Raw genomic sequence first — 17212 nt, 5'->3', positions numbered from 1 at the left:
AGGGGAGAGTGCAGGTTTGCTCCCGAAGGAGAATGAGCGATGAGCGATCCAGACAAGACTCCCCTAGGCGGCAAACACGACTGGGAAGGCTTTCGCGAAGTCGACCGGGCCATCGCCGAGAATCGACATTTCAAGTATTCGATTCAGAAAGCGTGGGCTGATCCCTGGGAGCGGAAGGCTTTGTATCTCACCGCGTTCGTCATCGCATGCTTCGTCATCTTTGTGATCATCTACGACGGGCTGATCTGAGCTACCATTCCTTCACGTCGTCGGCCGCTTCGGCCGAGGCTCCCTTGGCATCGCGGGTCTTTCCGTCGAGGTATCCTTCCACGGTCCCGACCCGTCGGTCCCCTTGCTGCTGGACCCGATCGACATCGCGGGCGATGTCCTCGCGCTCGTTTGATGGTTCGCCAAGGCTTCCTGGTACCCCGCCAAGCCGTACCGATCCCCGGACACCATCTGCGCTCTTCACCGCGGGTCGAGCGACGGGCGCAAAGTGTGGCAGAACCAGGTCGCCCGCGATATCGGCATTGAGCTGGTCCGCATAGCTTTCGACGAACCGCGCCTGAAGCTGCTGGCCCCGCGCACTCATCTGGAAGTCGATGTCGTCGAAGCGCACTGGCCCATAGTAGTCCCGGTTGGCATCGATCTCCGCCATGCCCCATTCGCGATAGGCCTGGCTGAGGTTGAGCGTGCCTGCGGCATTGGCGCTCTCGTACCAGCTTGCCTGGTTCTCGAGGCGGCTGGCGATTTCCTCTGCGCGGCGTGCTTCGCGGGTATAGCTCTGCGCTTCGGTGATGGACGTGGTGATGCCGGCCGAGCTGCTCGAAACCAGCGCTTCGGAACTCGAGCTTGTCTCGCGGAGGAAACCCTCGCGCGTGCTTGACCAGCTGCGGCTGTCCGAGATCTGGCGCAACGCACCCATGATGCGCGAGCGGTCTTCGGAGGCGATCCCGATATCGCTATCGGTCCAACTCTGGTTGCGACCCCCTTTGATCCCACCTGAACCTTGGAAAATGCGCCCTTCCTTCTTAGCACCGATCCCTGCTTCGCCGTTCAGGAACCACGACACAGTGATGTCGTCGGCGGCACGGCGCGACAGCCCAAATTGCTGCTGGAGTGTCTTGGAGGCGTTGTCGACTTCGCTGAACGCGCTGCCGATGCTGTCGCTGGTCGAGGTCCCGCTGACGCTCTCGTTCGAGCGCGAACGGGTGTAGGCATCACGCAGTTCGCTGAAGCGGGTGACCGCCGAGCTGGTCGATTGCTGGGCAAGGTTGGAAAAGGTTTCGCTCTGGCCGCGACTCTGGCTCGCCATGGCCCCGAGCCTGCTCGAGAAGTCCTGGCCGAGCGTCGGCGTAAATGGGTAGCTCGAGGTTGGCACGGTCGCGAACTCGGCCTGCGGGAAGTTCGTCGTTTGCGTGCCGTTGTCGGCAAAGCCGCGCGATTGCGCGGCGCCATAGGCGATGTTTGGCGCGAGACTGGCCTGTGCAAACTGGCGCGAGAAAACGTTCGAGTTCTCGAAACTGGTGTTGCCGAACGAGAGATTGCCCGTGCTCGCCTCGCGCGCCGCTTCTTCGGCGGCGTTCTGGCTGGGATTAAGGTAGCTCGTCGCCTGTCCCGAGATCGCCATCGCGCCGCGCGCGACCCCGCCTGCAAGGAAGGGGATCGAGGCGACGAGATAGCCGGCAAGGATACCGATATCGTTGTTGACGTCGGTCATGCCTGAGAAGGTCGCGAGCGTGAGCCCGCTCGCACCGCCCGCCGCGGCAACGTCGCCGGCCCCCTTGAGCATCAGGATCATGTGGAGGATGACGAAGAGCGGTCCCCAGGCGGCGAGGTAGAAGAACCCGGTGACATAGCCGCGAAGCGCAATCGGGCCGGTCCTTAACATGAGGAACAGCGGGAAGAGGACCGGAAAGAGCGCGTAGAAGACGACCGTCAGCACGACGTTCAGGATCGGTACCCACTTCATCGCATTGTGCGCGATCGAGGAGTAGGTCCGCTCGGTCTGGATGTCGGCGCGGGTCTGCGCGAACACATCGACGCTCGATGCACCGCTTGCACCTGCAAAGCCATGCATCGCCTGGTTCATCGCGTTGATTGTCAGGACCTGGCGAAAGATGCTGCTCGCGTCCTTAGAAATGCCAGTGAGATATTGGTAGGCCACCGGCAGATCGGCGATGAGCTTGGACTTGGCGAGCGCTTCGGTCTGCTTGGGATAGAGCTGACGGCCGGCAACGAGCGTCATATCGTCGATCATGCCCGCCCATTGGTTTGAGAGCGCGGTGTAGGCCTCCCGGCAGGTGACGATCGATGCCGTGACGCTGTCATCGGCCTCGCGGGTCAGGAACTTCTGCGCACGCGCTGCGCTCCCGGGCGCAATGGTCGCCCAGATGTCGTTGCTCTCGGACAATTCCTTCATCGAGTAGCGGCCAAGCAGCAAGTCGTAGAACACGCATTGGCGGACGTGCTCGTCGAAGTTGGCCGCAAATTCGGGATCGGCAATGCGCAGCGACCGCGTCGCTTCGAGCAGGCGCGCGCCGTAGATCATCCCGTTCTTCGAATAGTTGAGATCGTCGGGAAGCCCGAACACGGTCTCGGCCGAACGCGTCAGATAGTCGCCCGCCTGGCTGGTGAAGCTCGCCATCAGCGCGAGCCCGAGCGGAACGTTCGCGACGGTTGCCGGAGCGAGGCTCGGATTGACCCGGTCGGTAACCTGCACATCCATCCGCGGCACCATCAGGCACATGTAAATGAGCGTCGCGCCGAGAAACCAGTTGAGCCAGGCGCGCCAGTCCTGGTTGAACGCCACCACGATCACCGCAAGCGCGAACCCCATCACCAGTGCGACCTGGATCAGGCTCTTGTAACCGCCAGCGCCAGTCCATGCGGCGACAGCGTTGAGGACATTGACGATGTACTCGCCGCCGCCAGTTGTGAAGATCTCGACCATGGCGCTCGCCTCAGGGGACGATCGAGCGCGACTGGAGCCCGCGCGACCAGTCGAGCGCGGCGGACATCGAGGGCGACATCGAGGCGGCAAGCGCGTTCTCGATCATCGCGGTCTTCTCGATGATCTGCATGATCGCCGAGACCTTGGCCTGCCCGGTGGCCTGCCGCTGGACGAGGCCCGAACGCACTTCGGCGACCTGGCCGCGCCAGATCGCGAGCTTGGATTCGTCGGCGGCGATGAAGCTCGCCATCGAGCGCCCGGCTTCGGATACGATACGGTCGAGGATCGCATAGAGGAGATCGATGCTGGCGATCTCGGCGAGCGTGTCGCGGTCGTCGGTGGGCATACCGCGCCCATAGGCGGCCTGGACGGTGAGGATCTTGTACAGGGGGACCGAGGCGACCTGCAGCAGTTCCTTCTCGGCACTGCCAATTGCGGTGTCGGTGCGGATTGCATCGACCATATTGCCGATGAGTAGTGCGACGCGTGGGCGGATCGCTTTGGCATTTGAAAGGCTCATCTGCTCGAAGGTCGGATTGAGGCAGAGGTCGGTCTCGTCGCAGCGGAACACGCGCACGGTCTGGCCCTGCGTCCCGTCGAGCAGCGCGCTTACGAGCGTCGAGGACGCATCGCCCGCGAAGGGCAAGAACTTCCCTGGCTCATCGTCCTTGGGCGGCACGTAGATCACCGTGCCGATGAGCGTCATCGCGTATTCGGCAAGCTCGCGGTCGAAGGTCCCGCCTGGATTGAAGAAAGCGCTCTTTTTCAGGACGTGCCAGGTGTAGTTGCGCGGCACGCCGGGATTGACGTCGGCATAATCAGTACCGGCGCCTTCATTGGTCGAAGCGCGCTGGCCGCGTGTGCCGCAGCCGTGCTTGGCCGCGGCATAATCGGTGAAGATGCCTTCGGAATTGCCGATCGCTTCGCAGATCGCCTTGTCGGCAAGATCGCCCTTGGGCCACAGGCCTCCGACCAGCCCCTGCGCCATCTCGCAGGAGTTGATCGAGAGATTGTTCATGAGCTGAGCCTTTTGGCTGAACTCCTGCATGATCTTGTTGCACTCGGGGCAAACGGTATCGATCGCCAGGCTGAAGGCGAACCCCACCGCATTGTTGGCGACGGCCTTCAAGAGCGCGACCATCTCACTCGCGTTGATGAAGGAAAAGGACCCGGCGAAGATGTCGATCCCGCCGCAGCCGGCGCGGGCGCGCGGCAGCTGGAGATTGGCGATGTTGGTCGTCTTCTGGGGGAAGCGCGTCCATACATTGCCGAGACTGTAATAGCCTGCCGACTGGCCTTCGAATGCGGTCGGGCCGGTGACGTTCGCCGCCGCGCCCATGTCGTCCATGAAGCGGTCCATGCTGTCGCCGACATTTGCGGCAACCGGGGACGCGATCATGCTGGCAGTGGCAAGAGTCAGCGCTGCATTGCGGATGCTAGTAATCATGTCCGGCTTCCTTCGAAGTGAGGAGGTAGATGCGGTCCTGGAGTTCGTCGGCCGAGAGCACGCCGTAACCGATCGGGATCGGGCGCTTGGTCACGCTGTCCCACAGCACGAGCGCCGGGGTGGCCTTACCTTCGAGCCCGAGCCTGGCGCGCTGGTTGGTCTCGACCTTGTAATTCGGGAAGTGGCGCGAAGGCCCGCCATCGGTCGAGATCGCGCGCACGGTGATGCGCCAGCGGTCGGCGACGCCTTTGACGATCGGGCTCATCACGTCGCAGGGTGCGCAGGTCGAGCTGTAGAAATAGAACAGGCCGTAGCGCTGCGACAGCCTTGCCATCACGCTATCGCGCTCGGCGCTCCGGGCATCCTGCCACTGTTTCTTGGCGAGCGCGCCGACCGGCCGCTCGAGCGTATAGTCGAGCTCGGGGTCTTGCCAGATCGCTCGCTGCCAGACATCGGAAAAGAGCGAGGCGCGGTCGAGTTGCGCGCGCTGGAAACGGATATAGGCCGCGACATTGGCTTCGGTGGGATGGAGGATCGCGCGGGCCTTCAATTCGCGCAGCTCGGAGGTGATCGCGTCGAGTTCCTGCGTTGCCGCGACCTGCTCGGCTTCTGGCTGTTGTGGCTCTTCAATGGGAGCGGGCTTCACGCAGTAAAACCAGTAGCCGAGCCTGCGCTCTTCGCAATAGAGCGCGTCGGCTGTGGTGGTCGATGGAGCGTCATGCCTTTCCTGGGCCTGGGCCGAAGCGGCGGGGAGAGCCGCGAGACCGAGCGCGAGCGCCGTGAGTTGATAGAGATGGGTCATTGGCCGCCCCTTGCGTAATAGTCCTCGATCTTCTGCTGGATGAGGACGCTGGTCTCGAGCTCGTCGGGCAGCCGCGCGGCATCGGTGAACTCGGCATAGACCTCGCTGAAATCCATGCGGCTAAGGTCGAGGCGCGCAAACTCGTCGAGAGTGAACCCCTTGCACTGTTCTTCCTTGGGCTTGTCCCAGGGCTTGGGGAGTTGCTTGCGGCCTTGTTCCTGCAGGATACGCGAGAGCTTGCTCTCGAAGCAGCAATAGACCTTCTTCTTCGTCAGGCAGACGCCGAGGAACTTGTCCGAGCAGTAGGTCCCGACATAGGCGCACAACCCCTGCGCATCGCGCTGGTGGAGCAGCACTTCCTCGCGGTCGCAACCAAGCGCGACGAGCAGGCTGATGCCCGGAATGAGCGGGAAACCCTTTCCCTTGCAGCAATTGAGGACACCGAAGACCTTGGATGAGCAGGTGTTGCGCGTCCCCCGGAACAGCGTCAGCGTATTCGGGTCGAATTGGCCGCGCGCCTCATCCATCGCATGGAGCGCGGTGACGGCATCCTTGAACTCGTCGTTCGCGGTGCGCTCGATCGTCTCGCAGCTACCGTCAATGCAATAGACATCGCCGTCGCAGACATATTGGGTGGTGCTATTGGCCTCGGGCAGCGGGCACTCGTAGATGCGTTCCCAGGTCTCGCAAGGCGTCTCGTCGGTGAGGCACTCCTCGCGCACGAACCTGCAGGTGCCTTGGCTCTCGATGTCCGAGCAGTCGGTTGCCGCTTCGCGCGACGTGCAGGTGTAGCTGCGTTGCCATCCCCAGCACGGCCGTGTCACCGAGACGCCGTTCACCACGCGGGTCTGCGGATCGGCGTCGGTGCAGATCTCACTGTCGAGCGTGCAATCGCCATTGTCGGCAAAGCCCGTGCACTGGCTCTCGTCAGGCGTTGCCGTGACCGTGGTCGCGGTGGTGACCATGTAGGGGGTCTGACCCGGCACTTCTTCGTCGCAGGTCAGTTCGGTGATCGGGTCGCCTGGTTCGGAACACCACGGCCGTCCGCCCGACGAACTCCATTGCAGGCAGGTGTCGCGCCGTCCGGTCACGCGGCAGGAATAGCCGTCGAAGCCAGCGCATTCGGGCTCGCCCGAGCCGTTGAAGTCGCCGAACCGGTTGCAAAGGTAATGGTACTGCGGACGCTGGCTTACCGTCGTCCCCAGCGGCACCGCGCACTGGCCTGCCGACTGGTCGATCCGTGTGCCGGTGTTGCAGGTCGCGGTGTAGGTCCCCGCCGAGCCCGATCCGGGAGGCAGCGGGACGCAGGTGCCCTGGGCCCCCGAGATCGCCATGCCGCTGGTGTAGTCGAGCGGGGTCTCGTTGATCGCAAGGCTGCGCGCGATGACGTCCTCGATCTCGCTGGAATCGAAGCGCGCGCGGTTGGCCACACTGTCGCGCATCGCGCGGTAACCCTGGTGGCCGCTCGCCGCAGCGGCTGCATTGCTTTCGATCCGGTCGGGATCCTGGGCGAGCGTCTCGAGACCCTGGACCGCGTTGCGATCATAATTGGGGAGGTTGGAAGCGTTCGGTTGTTGCTGCGCCGCCTGCTGGGCTTCGCCGCGCAGGCTCTCGGCAAAGGCCTTGCCGTCGGCCTTCGCTTCCTGCTGCTGGGCTGCGGCGCTCGCGGTGAGGAGAAGCGCCGTAAAAGCGGACACGGCGAGCTTGATCGGGTGTCTCATGGGCGCTGCTCCCTCAGGCGGGCAAGGTGGAGGCGGGCAAGCTGCGCGCCCGGGCCGCCGCCAGTGGCGAAGGTTTCGAGTGCGTCCTCGACACTGACATTGCCCGCGAGCCGGTCGTGCGGCGGCACGATGTCGCTACAGGTGAACCCGTCGCAGGGACTGAAATCGCTTGCGACCATCACGAAGCTCGGCGCGACGGCGATATCGAAGGCGCGGAACAGCCGCGGATCGATGCCGAGCGCGCCGGCTTCGCTGCCATCGCGCCAGATCGCCGCGAGCCGTTTCTTGAAGGCCGCGCTGTCGCCTTGCGGGAAACCGCGCAGCACGGTCACCCCGCCGGCACGGGTGACGTCGCGGACCAGCGCCTTGAGCGATGGCTCGGGCATCGACAGCGAAGCAAAGGCGATGAAGCGCGGCGCCTCGCCCATGGCCGCGACCTCGGCGTCGGCTGCGCTGCGGATCATGCCGTCGAGATCGAGCGGACCGGCGTCGGCAGTCGCCTGCGCTTCCTTCGCATAGGCGGCGCGGTTGTCGAGCGCCGCCTGCTGCGTGGTGCGCGCGTCCTCGGCCAGCGTGTCGGCCCTGGTCCTGACCGACGTCGCGAGCGCTTCGGCGTCCTGGGCATGCTCGCTCGCGCGCGCCCGGACCTGGGCAAGGTCGAGATCGGGCGGAGCATCCTGCGCCGATGCGGCGGCGAAGGCAGCGGCGGTCGCAAGGCTGATGAGGACGAGGAGAGGGAAGGCGTTTCTCATAGCGCGCAGCAATTCCTCTTGCGCCAGACGAGGTATCCCATGTCTTCGCCGATAGCGGGGATAACCTGTCCGGGGGACTGGAAGGTGGTTGAGGCGCCGATGGGCGGGCAGGCGTAGCGGCCCTTGGTCGCCGGGTTGGGGTTGGTGGCCTGGAAGCGGTATTGCTGCTTCCTCATCACCGGCATGAGGTACTTGCCGCACAGACCCTTCGAGCCCATCGTGCCCCACGAGACGAGTTCGCGGTGGAGCTTGTAGGCGAAGCGCGAGAGCACGAGCCGCGAGGCCTGGACGTGGCCTATGCTGGCCGAGACATTGCCGTTCATCGGGTACATCGAACCCTGGCAGCCCGCGCACCAGAACATCTCGTCGAGCGGGAGGTTGGTTGTCGCTGCAGCGCAATCCGCCGCGCAGGCGGCGAGCGCCAACGGGTTGGCGAAGAGCACCGCCTCGGGATTGATGATCGCGGTGAGCTCGCTGTCCTGCCACAGCGGATCGATCTCCGAGATGTAAAGGATGTCGATCGATCCCGGCTCGAGGCACAGGAAATCGGCGACGATCTCCATCCAGTAGATCAGCGGATAGGCATACCAGTGGACGTGCCAGCTCGAATAATACTGGCTTGCACCGCCCACCGCTGAAGGACCCGAGATCGAGCGGAAGCCGATATCGAAGCCGGGATCGAGCTTCATCCCGCCGAGGTTCACGAAGCACCAGGGCTTCATGCTGACATCGGCGAGCCGCACCGGCTCCCAGAACCCCATCGCGATGCCGGGGCGAAGACCGCAGAGGCACAGCGGAAAGTCTGGGTTGTCGGGGTCCGGACGATTGCTCGGCCAGATTTCGAGCCCGCCGACCGAGATCGGGAACAGGCACGACCAGCAGATGTCGGTGATCGGGTTGACGAACTGCCCGGTGCATTTGCCCGGCCCGGCATCGGCCGAGGCGGGCGAGGCAAGAGCAAGCGAAAGCGCTGCTGTGAACAGCACGAGAAAGGCGCGGAAGCTGCTCATGGCTTGGCCTTTCGGGGCGGCAACGCGATCTCGCTCACTTCGAGGACGCGCCCGTTCTGGCGCACAAGCGCGGGGACGGCCTTGATGCCGAATTTTTGCGTCAGCTTGCCGCCTTGGTCGAAATAGAACCTTCGCTGGCGCGCTTTCATCAGCTCGAGCGGCGCGCCCTTGACGAGGATCAGCTTGGCGTGCGCGTCCTGCCTCAGCGCCCAGGTAATTTGCGCGGGATCATCGCCGTCGAGGAACAGGAGGGGGCTGCGCAGCTTGACGCTGTCGAGCGGATTGACCCGGGTTCCGGCGGCATGGATGAGTTCGCCTTTTGCGCCCCGGATATCGGCGGCAAGCGTGATCGTCGGATCGAAAGGCCAGCTGCGGCTTTCGCTGGCTCGGATCAGGCCGGCAACCGGATCGGGCCGGTTGACCCGTGCAATCGTCCGACGCTTCAACTCCTGGTTGAGCCGGGCGGTCTCGCCCGACTTTTCCATGTGCGCAAGGCGCGTGTGGATCTGTTCCAAGAGGTCGCGCTCGATCACCGGAAACGCCGCGCCGCGCTGGCCGTAGTCGCGTGCTTGAACGCTGGTCGGGAGCGCAGCGAGGAGAAGCGCGCCAAGCGGAAGGAGGGAGCGCATCACAGGATCGCCCTCCCGCTGCCGAGGATCCGGCCGCGACACACGAACCCAATCTCTGCGTAGCGGCTGTCGAGCCCGCGCGGATGGTCCGTTCCAGTGTAGTAGCAATCATTCGGTATCGCGCCTTCGGGACCCCGCGTGAGCGGAACACCAAGCCGGGTGACCTTGAGCAGGCTCGCGACCTTCCTGCCGTTGATGAAGACCGCATCGCCCTCGTGGCGCACGACATCGCCTGGTATGCCCAGCACGCGCTTGCCGAACATCTGCGGCCCTTCACCGAAATGTTTCTCGACAAGATCGCTTCGCGGCGGCTCGAAGAAGATCAGGCTGCCGTGGTGGATCGGTGCATCACGATCGAGCCAGAACGCCCAGTTCGGCAGGCTCGGGCTGGCATTGATGAGGAAGGCGTGGTCCTTGCTGAAGGCATCGAGCGGCGCCCAGGCGAGCGGCAGCAGGACAAGGCCCGAGAGCAGCAGCGGACGGCGCAGCGAGGGGGAGAGGCTCATGGCTGCTTCTCCGCGGCGAGCTTGGCCGCTATGCGCCGCTCGAGTTCGGGGGTTGCGTCTTCGGCTGCCCCGGCGAGCACGGCCTCGGCGACGAGCACCACGCGGCCATCGCGGCCCATCTCGGCAACGGCGCTTTCGGCGGCCTTGAGGTAGGCAAGGCTCGCCGCCTGGACGACCGCCGGATCGGCATCGGCGCGCGCGGCTTCCTCGACGAAGGTGCCGATGGTCTCGGCGAGCCGGACAGTGACGATCCGCTGCTGGGGCGAGGCAGTGACCTGCTGGGTAAGCCACGCGCCCCACAGCAGCGCGGCAACGAGCACCGCGACGGCGAGGAGTTTCGGGCCCAGTTGGCGAAGCGGGAGGTTCAGTCTATCCATGGCGGGGAGGTCCTTCGGAGAGGCGGCGGTCGAGGCGGCGCAGGAAGGCCGGCAGGCGCAGCAGGGTGAGGCCGCCAGTGGCGACGAGGAAGGCGATCTGGAGGTCCTGCGCAAAGAAGCGGCGCGCGATCGGTTCGGCGGTGCGGTAATGATCGGCGAGGTTGCCGAGCTGTGCGAACAGCGCCGTAAGGTCCCAACCAGCGATGAGAAGGAACACGAACAGCGGCAGGCCGAGGACCAGCAGCAGCGTGCTCACCGCGAAGCCTGCTGCTTCGATGAGGACGAGGCAGGTGCCCTGGAACAGTCCGAGCCAGTTTACGGCACGGTCCTTGTCGCGGGCGCGTCTGACAGTCGGAAGCGACACGCGGTCGACGAGCGTGGTGGTCTCGAGCACCATCACATGCCTCCTTCCACGCCCGCGACGAGCGCAACCGCGCGTTCCAGCGGCATGCCGCTTTCGACATGACGGTGGATTTCCGCATAGGTGTCGGGATCGGAGGAGAAGATGGTCGCCGAGAGCGGATCGAGCACGAGCCGCCCGACGGCTTCGACCTCGGGACCCTTCAGGTAGATCTCGCTGTATTCACTGCCCGAGCGCTTGAGGCTGCGGATCAGCGTCTCGGTGCGGTCGTCCATGTCGAGCCGCGCTTCCTTGCGAAAATCGGCGATCGTCTCGGGCTTCTGCTGGAGCACGAGCATCCAGTCGCTGTTCTCGAGAGCGGCGCGCGCGCCGTCGGACTTGTAGTAGTCGTTCAAGGACTGGGTCGCGGTGGCGAGCGCGCCGCCGTACTTCCTCGCGGTGCGCGCGTAGGTCTCGACGAACTCGCCCATCGAGCCGCCCCTCAGCATCGACCACGCCTCGTCGATCAGCAGCAGCTTCTTCGTGCTGCGCGGGCTGCGGGTCATCGCCTGGCCGGTCATGAACATGATCGCCGAGAGCACCACGCTGCGCAGTTCCTCGCGGGCCGCGAGATCGCTCATCTCGAACACCGTGAAGTCGTCCTCGAGCGCGAAGCTCGCCCTGCCGGAGAAAAACCCGGCGTAGCTGCCGCCGCGGCAGAACGGGGCGATCGCGGTGGCGAGGTCCTTGCCCGCCTCATTGTCGCCGGAGTGGAGCGCGTGCGCGACGTCGTCGATCGACCCGCCGCTGCCCAGGCCCTCCCAGACCTGCGTTACCGCGCGGTCGATCAGCCCGCGCTCGGTGTCCGACGGCGCGGCGCTCGGCCGCGCCATCTGCCCGACGATCGCCTTGATCATCGCGAAGCAGTCGAGCCGGTAGTCCTCGTCGCCCCCAGCGCGGGCGTCGTCGACCATCGAGAACGGATTGAGCGAGAAGCCCGAGGCGAGCGTGAACTCGACGAAGCGCCCGCCCTGGAGCTTGACCGAGTGCTCGAAGCTGCGGCCGTCGTCGATCACGACGACCTTGGCGCCCGCGCCGCGCAGCGCGGCACACAGCTCCTGCAGCAGCACCGACTTGCCCGACCCCGACTTGCCGCAGATCGCAATATTGTGGTTGCCGGCCTTGTTCTCGAAGGGTGACCAGAAGAAGGGCTGGCCGCGGCGTCCGAGCAACAGCAGGTGCGGAATCTGGCCGCCGAGATACTCGCCCTGGAGCGGGGCGATGTTCGCTGCCGTCGTCGAAAGCATGGTGCGGAAGCGCTTGAGGCGCGCCATGTCGTGGACGAGCCCGTCGGCAAGGCTCAAGGGGAATGCGGCGACGAGACCCTGCAATTGCAGGAAACGCTCATCGGCAAGATCCCATCCGGCTGCCTTGTAGATCGCCTTGACCGTGCGTTCGTGCGCGTCGCCATCGCCCAGTGGCGAGATGGTGGTAAGGCCATAGAACAGCTTGACCAGCTTCTTGCCTGCCTGGAGTTCGGCCTGGACATGCTTCCATTCGGCTGATTGCTCGGAAAGCCTGGGGAGGAAGCGCGCGCTCTTCGTTTCCGACAGGCTGGTGGTGCGCATGAACTTGTAGCCGGCGCGCGCCGAGGCGGCCTCCTGGTCGGGATAGTGCAGACACAGCATTGTCGCAGCCGGGCAGGGAAAGCGCAGCTTGTCGGTAAACATGTCGCCGATGAGCCGCGCGCATTCCCACGGCGCCCAGCGTTCGGGCGTCGAGCGTACGCCATAGTGGCGGACATCGAAGCGGTCAGGATAGCAGGTGCCCATTTTGGGAACGCCATCGCGGCTACGTCCGGTCTCCCGGAACCGCTCGGTGCGCAAGATGAGCCGGTCGTCCTCGACTTCGAGTTCGATGTCGCGGCGGATCGCCTGAACGTCGAGCGTGTCCTCGCGGTTCCAGTGCGTAAGATCGGGCTCGCGGGCGGTTGTCGGCGAAGTCAGTTCGTCGATCAGCGCGAGGAGGCCGGCCGGTTCGAGCCGGTTCGAGGCAAGACCGAGCGAGTTGAGCATCCCAGCCATCCCGTCGCGGCATTCGGTGAGTTCTGCATCGATGACGCTTCCGGGCACCGGAACGCCGAGCGAGAGCACCAGACGCACATGGCGTGCATGAAACGGCGCGTGTGCCGAGCCCGACTTCCAGACGAGATCGTAGAGCCGGTTGGTGCGGGCTTTCGCAATCGCTTCGTAGATCCCGCCCTGCTCGTAGCGCGGCGCGAACCAGGGGCCGACGATGGCGCCGATGCGCGGGGACGCGAAGTTCAGCACTTGGAGGCAGGCGCCTTGCGGCAGGCTCTCGGAAAAGAACTGGCCGAGGATCTCACCTGTCCGCTCGTCGGCGCCGATGAGCGGGGTGACTTCGAGAATGAAGCCCTTCGAGTGCGCGTTGCAGTAGAGCCCCGGGCCCTCGTCATAGACGCGGTAGGGCAGCCAGTCCGACAGCATGTCGAGCGCGAAACGCGGCTGCGCATGGTCGGCCTTCTTCGCATCGCCGAACAGGCCAGCAAGGAGCGCGTCACGCGCAGAGGATAGCGAGAGGTTCACTTGGGCTCTCCTTCAGACAGAATGGGGTGGGGCACCTGGCCGGGGGAGGGGGGACGACCAGGTGCCCCGGGGTCCGGCGCTTTGGCGCCGGGCTGCGCTTCCGGGGTCTGGGAGGGGATAACCAGGACCTCGGGCAGCTGCAGGGGAAGGGGGATGATGACAGGCGGGTTCTGCGGGCCCGTCAGTGGCGGCGGAGTGCGGGCATTGTCGCCCGCGCGTCCGAGCGCGCGGAGCACCTCGCCGGTCGAGCGCGGGGCATGCCAGCTCTCGCCAGGATGATCGGGCAACGCGACATGGACGACGCGCACTTCGTGGTTCCGGCCCGCCGCGTCGCGATAGGCGGCGATGACGATCCGGAGCGAGCGGGCATATGCCTGGCGTGGGCCAGCGGACGAGGTAGGCTGATTGGTCGCAGTGCCAATTGCCTTGTCGGTACCAGCTTCGCCGATCGCCGCGCTGTCGATGAGCGTGGTGGGCGCGCAGCTGCCTTCGGGCGCCCGGCACTCGAAGTCACCTTCGACATTGCCGCCGAGCGTGGCGCATCCTGCGATGCTCGCGGCAAGGCTGGCAGCCGTGATTACCCTGACGTGACGCGCGCTCATTGGCCTGCTCCGGGGCGCTCGTTGGCGAAGCGGTGGAGCGTTTGGGCGTCGCGGTAGCCGTGCAGCACCGCGCCATCGCTTGCGCGCACGATCACCGGGGTCCCGGCAAAGCCGTTGGCCTCGGCAAAGGCCTCGTTGGCGTCGAGCGCATGTATGGCCTTGCAACGGGCGGGGCGCGGCACGTGCTTGCCGGTATAGGCAGCGTGCAGCGCCGCGACCGGATCGCTGGCGCACAGGACGCTTTCGGACAGGCGCCGGCTCGCCGCGCCGAAGATCGAGATCGGCCGTTCCTCGACCAGGACGCCGGTCTGCTCGAGTTCGCCGGTGAGCTTCTTGCAATATCCGCACTGGAAATCGGAGAAGACCACGAGCCGCGGACCCTTGGGATTGCCCCAGCGGATCGCCCCCTCACGAGGGAGCTGCGAGAGGTCGACCTTTGCCTTGCCCGGTACGGGCGCGGGCTCGCTGCCCGAGGCTTCGGTGCGGCCCGAAGCGCGCGCGGCTCCGGCGGCGAGCAAATCGGGATTGAGCTCGAGCAGGCGCGTCGCCGTGACGTCGCGCCGTTCTTCTAGATCGTACAGCCGTCCGACGAAGAGATAGCGCGCGGCTTCGTCGGTGTAGAACAGCGTCTCGCCAGAGATGACCTCGCACCACGGCGCGAAGCTTGTGCAGTCGAGCGCGTCGATAGGCGTCTTGGGCAGGCGCAGCTTGAGCGCTTGGACGACATCGCGGGCAATGGCGGCCTGCGCCGGCATGGCGGTCAGCACGGCGACGCCGCCGGTGAGGAGGGCAGCTGCGCTGGCGGCAGCAAGCGAAATGTGCGCGGCGCGGGCTTTCAGGCCCGGCCGGTGGTGGGAAAAATTCATTGGGGTGTGCTCCTGACATGGACGCCGTCGAGGAAGACGATCTCGACCTGGATGCCGGTCGGCATCTCGACGACGGGTTGGTACTGTTCTGCGCGTTCGATGAGATATTTGCTGACCGTGTCGGCGGCTTCGCCCGCGCCCTGACCGAAGCCGCCCGCGAGGATGTCGGTGGGCGAGAGCGCGTCGCGCTTGCCGTCGCTGCCGATCTGCCCGGCAAAGACACCGTTGGCGTTGGCCGAAAATCCGCGTCCGAATCCGCCGACGATCCCGGCGAGCAGCGCCTGGCTGACAAGGCTGCCTTCGCGGCTGACGACACGGCCTCGAACGCCGGACTTTCCGGCAAAGGCGATGAACCCCTTGACCTCGCTCACTGCGAAGCGCCCACCGGGCTGTGCGCAGGTCATCCGCACCAGCTTGACGTAGACTTTCTCGGCCGAGAGATCGCCGCGCGCCGCGCCGTTGACGAGGCAGCCGGTGAGGTCGGTCGTGAGCAGGCGATTGCCCTTCAGAACCGAGCGCGCCGGCCCGGTGATCCGCAGCACCACGGGCAGCGGATCGCTTTGACTGGTCACGCCCGTCGAGGCGTCGACCCCCACGATCACGGTGGCAGGTGCATAGCTGTTGGGCGGCAGGTAATCGCGGCTTGCCTCGAGCAGCAGCGGCGGCGCGCTTTCGGTTGCCTTCGTCTTGGAGGCGCCCGGCTTGTCTCCAGCAAAGCTCAGCAGGCTTGCCTTGGGTTCGCTGGGTGGCTCGAGCGGTCCGGGAGCGAAGCCCGGAGCCCGCGGATCGACTGTGGCCACCGGCGTGACCGGGGGATTGGCGCGGACGGTTTCGAGTTCCGAGCGCAAGGCGGCGTTCTCCGCCGAGATCGCATCGATCGCCGCCTGACCGTCGCTGATCATCCGCGCGTTCTCGCCCCGCAGCGTTTCGAGCTCCTGCTCGATCGAGGCCTTGGGAAGCTGGCTTTCCTGCAGGTCTTTGATCGCGCGGCCCTGCGCATCGAGGCGGTTGCCATAGGTGGCGACGAATTCGCGCTGCGAGAGATTGCGATTGACCAGCGCGCCGGTCTCGATCGTGGTCGCGCCTGCGCCGTCGGCGCCGGCTTCATCCTCGCCGCCGAAGATGAACATCGAACCGGCGATGAGTGCCACCCCGCCGATCCCGGCGAGCAGCAGCTTCTGGCGCTGCGCGACCGTGCGGTTGAGATTGCGCCGGGCGTCGCCGCGCGTCTCGTCCCTGGGCGCTGCCGGGGGCGTATCGCCTCTGTCGGTTTCGGCCATTATTCGAGCCCTCCCTTGGTAAAGACAAGGAAGGCCTGCGTGCTCTCGCCGGGCTGGAGGCTGTCGCGGCCATAGGCAAAGGCCAGCGCCTCGGCGGGCGCGTCGCGCTCACGTGCAAGGTCGACGGGCATCGGGCCAAGATTGCGCAGGGTGAAGGCCTGTCCGATCAGCTCGGCACCTTCGTATTCGGCGACCTGCTGGACTTCGAGACTGTCGGTTCGGCGTGGTCGCGAGAGTTCGGCGCGGGCGCGAAAGCCTGGCAGAACGCTGTCGCTCGCCATCGCCTCGATCAGCCGAATCGCGGCCTCGTCGCGGGTCGGGGCTTGGCCTTCCCACTCGCTCGCCTGGGATTTGGCGAGCGCGGGATTGGTAACAAAGAGCTGGCTCGCCTCTTCGCCATCGACGCGGCACGCGAACTTGTAGACATAGCCCGCGCTGCTGGTGGCAAAGAAGCTGACCCTGGCGCTCGCATATTGCAGCGGCACCGAGACATAGATGTCGCCGCGCACCGGCTCGTGGGTCACCTCGAAATCGTTGTAGGGATAGCCGCTTGCCATCTTCGAGACATTGGCAAAACCATCCTCAATGAGGGCGATACGGGTCAGCGCGCCGCGCGCGAGCACGCAGTCGATCGCGGCGCCATCGGCGGCCTCGACGAACTGGTCGGCATGTGCCGGAGAAGCGTAGGCGGTCGTGGCGATTGCCAGCGCGAAGCTGGTCAGCGCGGCAGGGAATGGGCGGGATAGGAGCGTCATGGATTCGCCTCCTCGTTTTCGGTTGGGAGCTGGCGGAAGCCGGTGAGGCCGAGGCTGAGGCCGCGGCGGTTCCAGCTGAATTCGAAGCTGCGCTGCTGGCTCGCGATCACCTGCGCGCCGACAAAGGTCTTGAGCGTTCCGGTGACGGTCGCGGTGAGCGCCTGCGGGTCGACCTCCATCCGCGAGATGACGAAGGCCTGGCTGATGTCCGAGCCGCGTTGCTCGTCGACGATCTTGACGAGCTCGGCCTTGAGGCGGCCGTGCGCAGAAGGATCTGCCACCATGAGAACCTGCTCCATCCAGTAGTCGAGGCTCTCGGGTGCGCGATTGAGCAGCATCAGCGCGGTGTCGCGGGTGACAAGCTCGAGGTAGTGCGCATCGGTCGCGCCGCTGCCGAGCGTCAGGCGCTCGCTCGTGACAGGCACGAGGATCATGTTTTCCTCGCGCGTTGCCGCCGCGCCGACCGCCAGCAGGCTGGTAAGGCCGAGAACGGATGCCAGCGCGGCAAAGCGGTTACGCTGCTTGAGGTGACGCTGCGCTTCCTCGTAGGCGAATTCGTGTTTCAT

Annotated in this window: 17 protein-coding genes; 1 reads left to right on the top strand and 16 read right to left on the bottom strand. The window is 65.5% G+C overall.

Going from position 1 to position 17212, the window contains the following annotated elements; genetic code table 11:
* Positions 1 to 39: 39 nt before the first annotated feature.
* A complete protein-coding gene (locus tag LHJ54_RS11910) occupies positions 40 to 249 on the top strand; it encodes a hypothetical protein (protein ID WP_228244112.1) in 210 nt (69 codons plus the stop codon).
* Position 250: 1 nt separating this feature from the next.
* On the opposite strand, the gene LHJ54_RS11905 is transcribed toward LHJ54_RS11910, so the two are convergent.
* The 16 genes from LHJ54_RS11905 to LHJ54_RS11830 are packed head-to-tail and all read right to left on the bottom strand — an operon-like array spanning position 251 to position 17212.
* Complete coding sequence (locus LHJ54_RS11905) at positions 251 to 2953, bottom strand: conjugal transfer protein TraG N-terminal domain-containing protein (protein WP_228244111.1); 2703 nt, start codon at positions 2951 to 2953, stop codon at positions 251 to 253.
* Positions 2954 to 2963: 10 nt separating this feature from the next.
* A complete protein-coding gene (locus LHJ54_RS11900) occupies positions 2964 to 4400 on the bottom strand; it encodes a conjugal transfer protein TraH (RefSeq protein ID WP_228244110.1) in 1437 nt (478 codons plus the stop codon).
* Positions 4390 to 5202: a conjugal transfer protein TraF gene (locus tag LHJ54_RS11895; protein WP_228244109.1), complete on the bottom strand. Its 813-nt coding sequence runs from the start codon at positions 5200 to 5202 to the stop codon at positions 4390 to 4392. Before LHJ54_RS11895 ends, LHJ54_RS11900 begins: the two co-directional genes overlap by 11 nt.
* The gene (locus LHJ54_RS11890; protein WP_228244108.1) at positions 5199 to 6923 is read right to left on the bottom strand and encodes a conjugal transfer protein TraN; all 1725 of its coding nucleotides are present in this window, start codon (positions 6921 to 6923) and stop codon (positions 5199 to 5201) included. Before LHJ54_RS11890 ends, LHJ54_RS11895 begins: the two co-directional genes overlap by 4 nt.
* A complete protein-coding gene (gene trbC / locus LHJ54_RS11885) occupies positions 6920 to 7675 on the bottom strand; it encodes a type-F conjugative transfer system pilin assembly protein TrbC (protein ID WP_228244107.1) in 756 nt (251 codons plus the stop codon). The genes LHJ54_RS11890 and trbC overlap by 4 nt, the downstream gene beginning before the upstream one ends.
* Positions 7672 to 8685 (bottom strand): conjugal transfer pilus assembly protein TraU, encoded by a 1014-nt coding sequence (gene traU, locus LHJ54_RS11880; RefSeq protein WP_228244106.1) that lies wholly within the window; start codon positions 8683 to 8685, stop codon positions 7672 to 7674. The genes trbC and traU overlap by 4 nt, the downstream gene beginning before the upstream one ends.
* Positions 8682 to 9314, bottom strand: coding sequence for a type-F conjugative transfer system protein TraW (gene traW / locus LHJ54_RS11875; protein ID WP_228244105.1), 633 nt, complete (start codon positions 9312 to 9314; stop codon positions 8682 to 8684). The genes traU and traW overlap by 4 nt, the downstream gene beginning before the upstream one ends.
* Positions 9314 to 9820: a S26 family signal peptidase gene (locus LHJ54_RS11870; protein WP_228244104.1), complete on the bottom strand. Its 507-nt coding sequence runs from the start codon at positions 9818 to 9820 to the stop codon at positions 9314 to 9316. Before LHJ54_RS11870 ends, traW begins: the two co-directional genes overlap by 1 nt.
* A complete protein-coding gene (locus LHJ54_RS11865; protein WP_228244103.1) occupies positions 9817 to 10197 on the bottom strand; it encodes a TrbI F-type domain-containing protein in 381 nt (126 codons plus the stop codon). The genes LHJ54_RS11870 and LHJ54_RS11865 overlap by 4 nt, the downstream gene beginning before the upstream one ends.
* Positions 10190 to 10594: a hypothetical protein gene (locus tag LHJ54_RS11860; protein WP_228244102.1), complete on the bottom strand. Its 405-nt coding sequence runs from the start codon at positions 10592 to 10594 to the stop codon at positions 10190 to 10192. Before LHJ54_RS11860 ends, LHJ54_RS11865 begins: the two co-directional genes overlap by 8 nt.
* The gene (traC, locus tag LHJ54_RS11855) at positions 10594 to 13143 is read right to left on the bottom strand and encodes a type IV secretion system protein TraC (protein WP_228244101.1); all 2550 of its coding nucleotides are present in this window, start codon (positions 13141 to 13143) and stop codon (positions 10594 to 10596) included. Before traC ends, LHJ54_RS11860 begins: the two co-directional genes overlap by 1 nt.
* Positions 13140 to 13745 carry a hypothetical protein gene (locus tag LHJ54_RS11850; protein ID WP_228244100.1) on the bottom strand — a complete coding sequence of 202 codons (606 nt, stop codon included), beginning with the start codon at positions 13743 to 13745 and terminating at the stop codon, positions 13140 to 13142. Before LHJ54_RS11850 ends, traC begins: the two co-directional genes overlap by 4 nt.
* Entirely contained in the window at positions 13742 to 14611 is an 870-nt protein-coding gene (locus LHJ54_RS11845) for a DsbC family protein (protein WP_228244099.1), read from the bottom strand. The genes LHJ54_RS11850 and LHJ54_RS11845 overlap by 4 nt, the downstream gene beginning before the upstream one ends.
* On the bottom strand, positions 14608 to 15891 hold the full coding sequence (locus LHJ54_RS11840) for a TraB/VirB10 family protein (protein WP_228244098.1): 1284 nt from the start codon (positions 15889 to 15891) through the stop codon (positions 14608 to 14610). Before LHJ54_RS11840 ends, LHJ54_RS11845 begins: the two co-directional genes overlap by 4 nt.
* Positions 15891 to 16646: a type-F conjugative transfer system secretin TraK gene (locus tag LHJ54_RS11835; protein ID WP_228244097.1), complete on the bottom strand. Its 756-nt coding sequence runs from the start codon at positions 16644 to 16646 to the stop codon at positions 15891 to 15893. Before LHJ54_RS11835 ends, LHJ54_RS11840 begins: the two co-directional genes overlap by 1 nt.
* Positions 16643 to 17212, bottom strand: a complete 570-nt coding sequence (locus LHJ54_RS11830) for a type IV conjugative transfer system protein TraE (protein ID WP_228244096.1) — start codon at positions 17210 to 17212, stop codon at positions 16643 to 16645. Before LHJ54_RS11830 ends, LHJ54_RS11835 begins: the two co-directional genes overlap by 4 nt.

Origin of the sequence: Porphyrobacter sp. GA68 (assembly GCF_022605525.1) — a bacterium.
Taxonomy (GTDB): Bacteria; Pseudomonadota; Alphaproteobacteria; order Sphingomonadales; family Sphingomonadaceae; genus Qipengyuania_B.
Note: the sequence above shows the minus strand (reverse complement) of the source record. Positions and strands in the feature narration are given on the sequence as shown.

Excerpts from the sequence above, each read along its gene's own strand:
- LHJ54_RS11845 (WP_228244099.1), bottom strand. The coding sequence starts at position 14,611 with ATGAATTTTTCCCACCACCGGCCGGGCCTGAAAGCCCGCGCCGCGCAC.
- LHJ54_RS11840 (WP_228244098.1), bottom strand. The coding sequence starts at position 15,891 with ATGGCCGAAACCGACAGAGGCGATACGCCCCCGGCAGCGCCCAGGGAC.
- LHJ54_RS11905 (WP_228244111.1), bottom strand. The coding sequence starts at position 2,953 with ATGGTCGAGATCTTCACAACTGGCGGCGGCGAGTACATCGTCAATGTC.
- LHJ54_RS11870 (WP_228244104.1), bottom strand. The coding sequence starts at position 9,820 with ATGAGCCTCTCCCCCTCGCTGCGCCGTCCGCTGCTGCTCTCGGGCCTT.
- LHJ54_RS11895 (WP_228244109.1), bottom strand. The coding sequence starts at position 5,202 with ATGACCCATCTCTATCAACTCACGGCGCTCGCGCTCGGTCTCGCGGCT.
- LHJ54_RS11835 (WP_228244097.1), bottom strand. The coding sequence starts at position 16,646 with ATGACGCTCCTATCCCGCCCATTCCCTGCCGCGCTGACCAGCTTCGCG.
- traU (WP_228244106.1), bottom strand. The coding sequence starts at position 8,685 with ATGAGCAGCTTCCGCGCCTTTCTCGTGCTGTTCACAGCAGCGCTTTCG.
- LHJ54_RS11890 (WP_228244108.1), bottom strand. The coding sequence starts at position 6,923 with ATGAGACACCCGATCAAGCTCGCCGTGTCCGCTTTTACGGCGCTTCTC.
- traW (WP_228244105.1), bottom strand. The coding sequence starts at position 9,314 with ATGCGCTCCCTCCTTCCGCTTGGCGCGCTTCTCCTCGCTGCGCTCCCG.
- LHJ54_RS11865 (WP_228244103.1), bottom strand. The coding sequence starts at position 10,197 with ATGGATAGACTGAACCTCCCGCTTCGCCAACTGGGCCCGAAACTCCTC.
- LHJ54_RS11850 (WP_228244100.1), bottom strand. The coding sequence starts at position 13,745 with ATGAGCGCGCGTCACGTCAGGGTAATCACGGCTGCCAGCCTTGCCGCG.
- LHJ54_RS11900 (WP_228244110.1), bottom strand. The coding sequence starts at position 4,400 with ATGATTACTAGCATCCGCAATGCAGCGCTGACTCTTGCCACTGCCAGC.
- LHJ54_RS11860 (WP_228244102.1), bottom strand. The coding sequence starts at position 10,594 with ATGGTGCTCGAGACCACCACGCTCGTCGACCGCGTGTCGCTTCCGACT.
- trbC (WP_228244107.1), bottom strand. The coding sequence starts at position 7,675 with ATGAGAAACGCCTTCCCTCTCCTCGTCCTCATCAGCCTTGCGACCGCC.
- LHJ54_RS11830 (WP_228244096.1), bottom strand. The coding sequence starts at position 17,212 with ATGAAACACGAATTCGCCTACGAGGAAGCGCAGCGTCACCTCAAGCAG.
- LHJ54_RS11910 (WP_228244112.1), top strand. The coding sequence starts at position 40 with ATGAGCGATCCAGACAAGACTCCCCTAGGCGGCAAACACGACTGGGAA.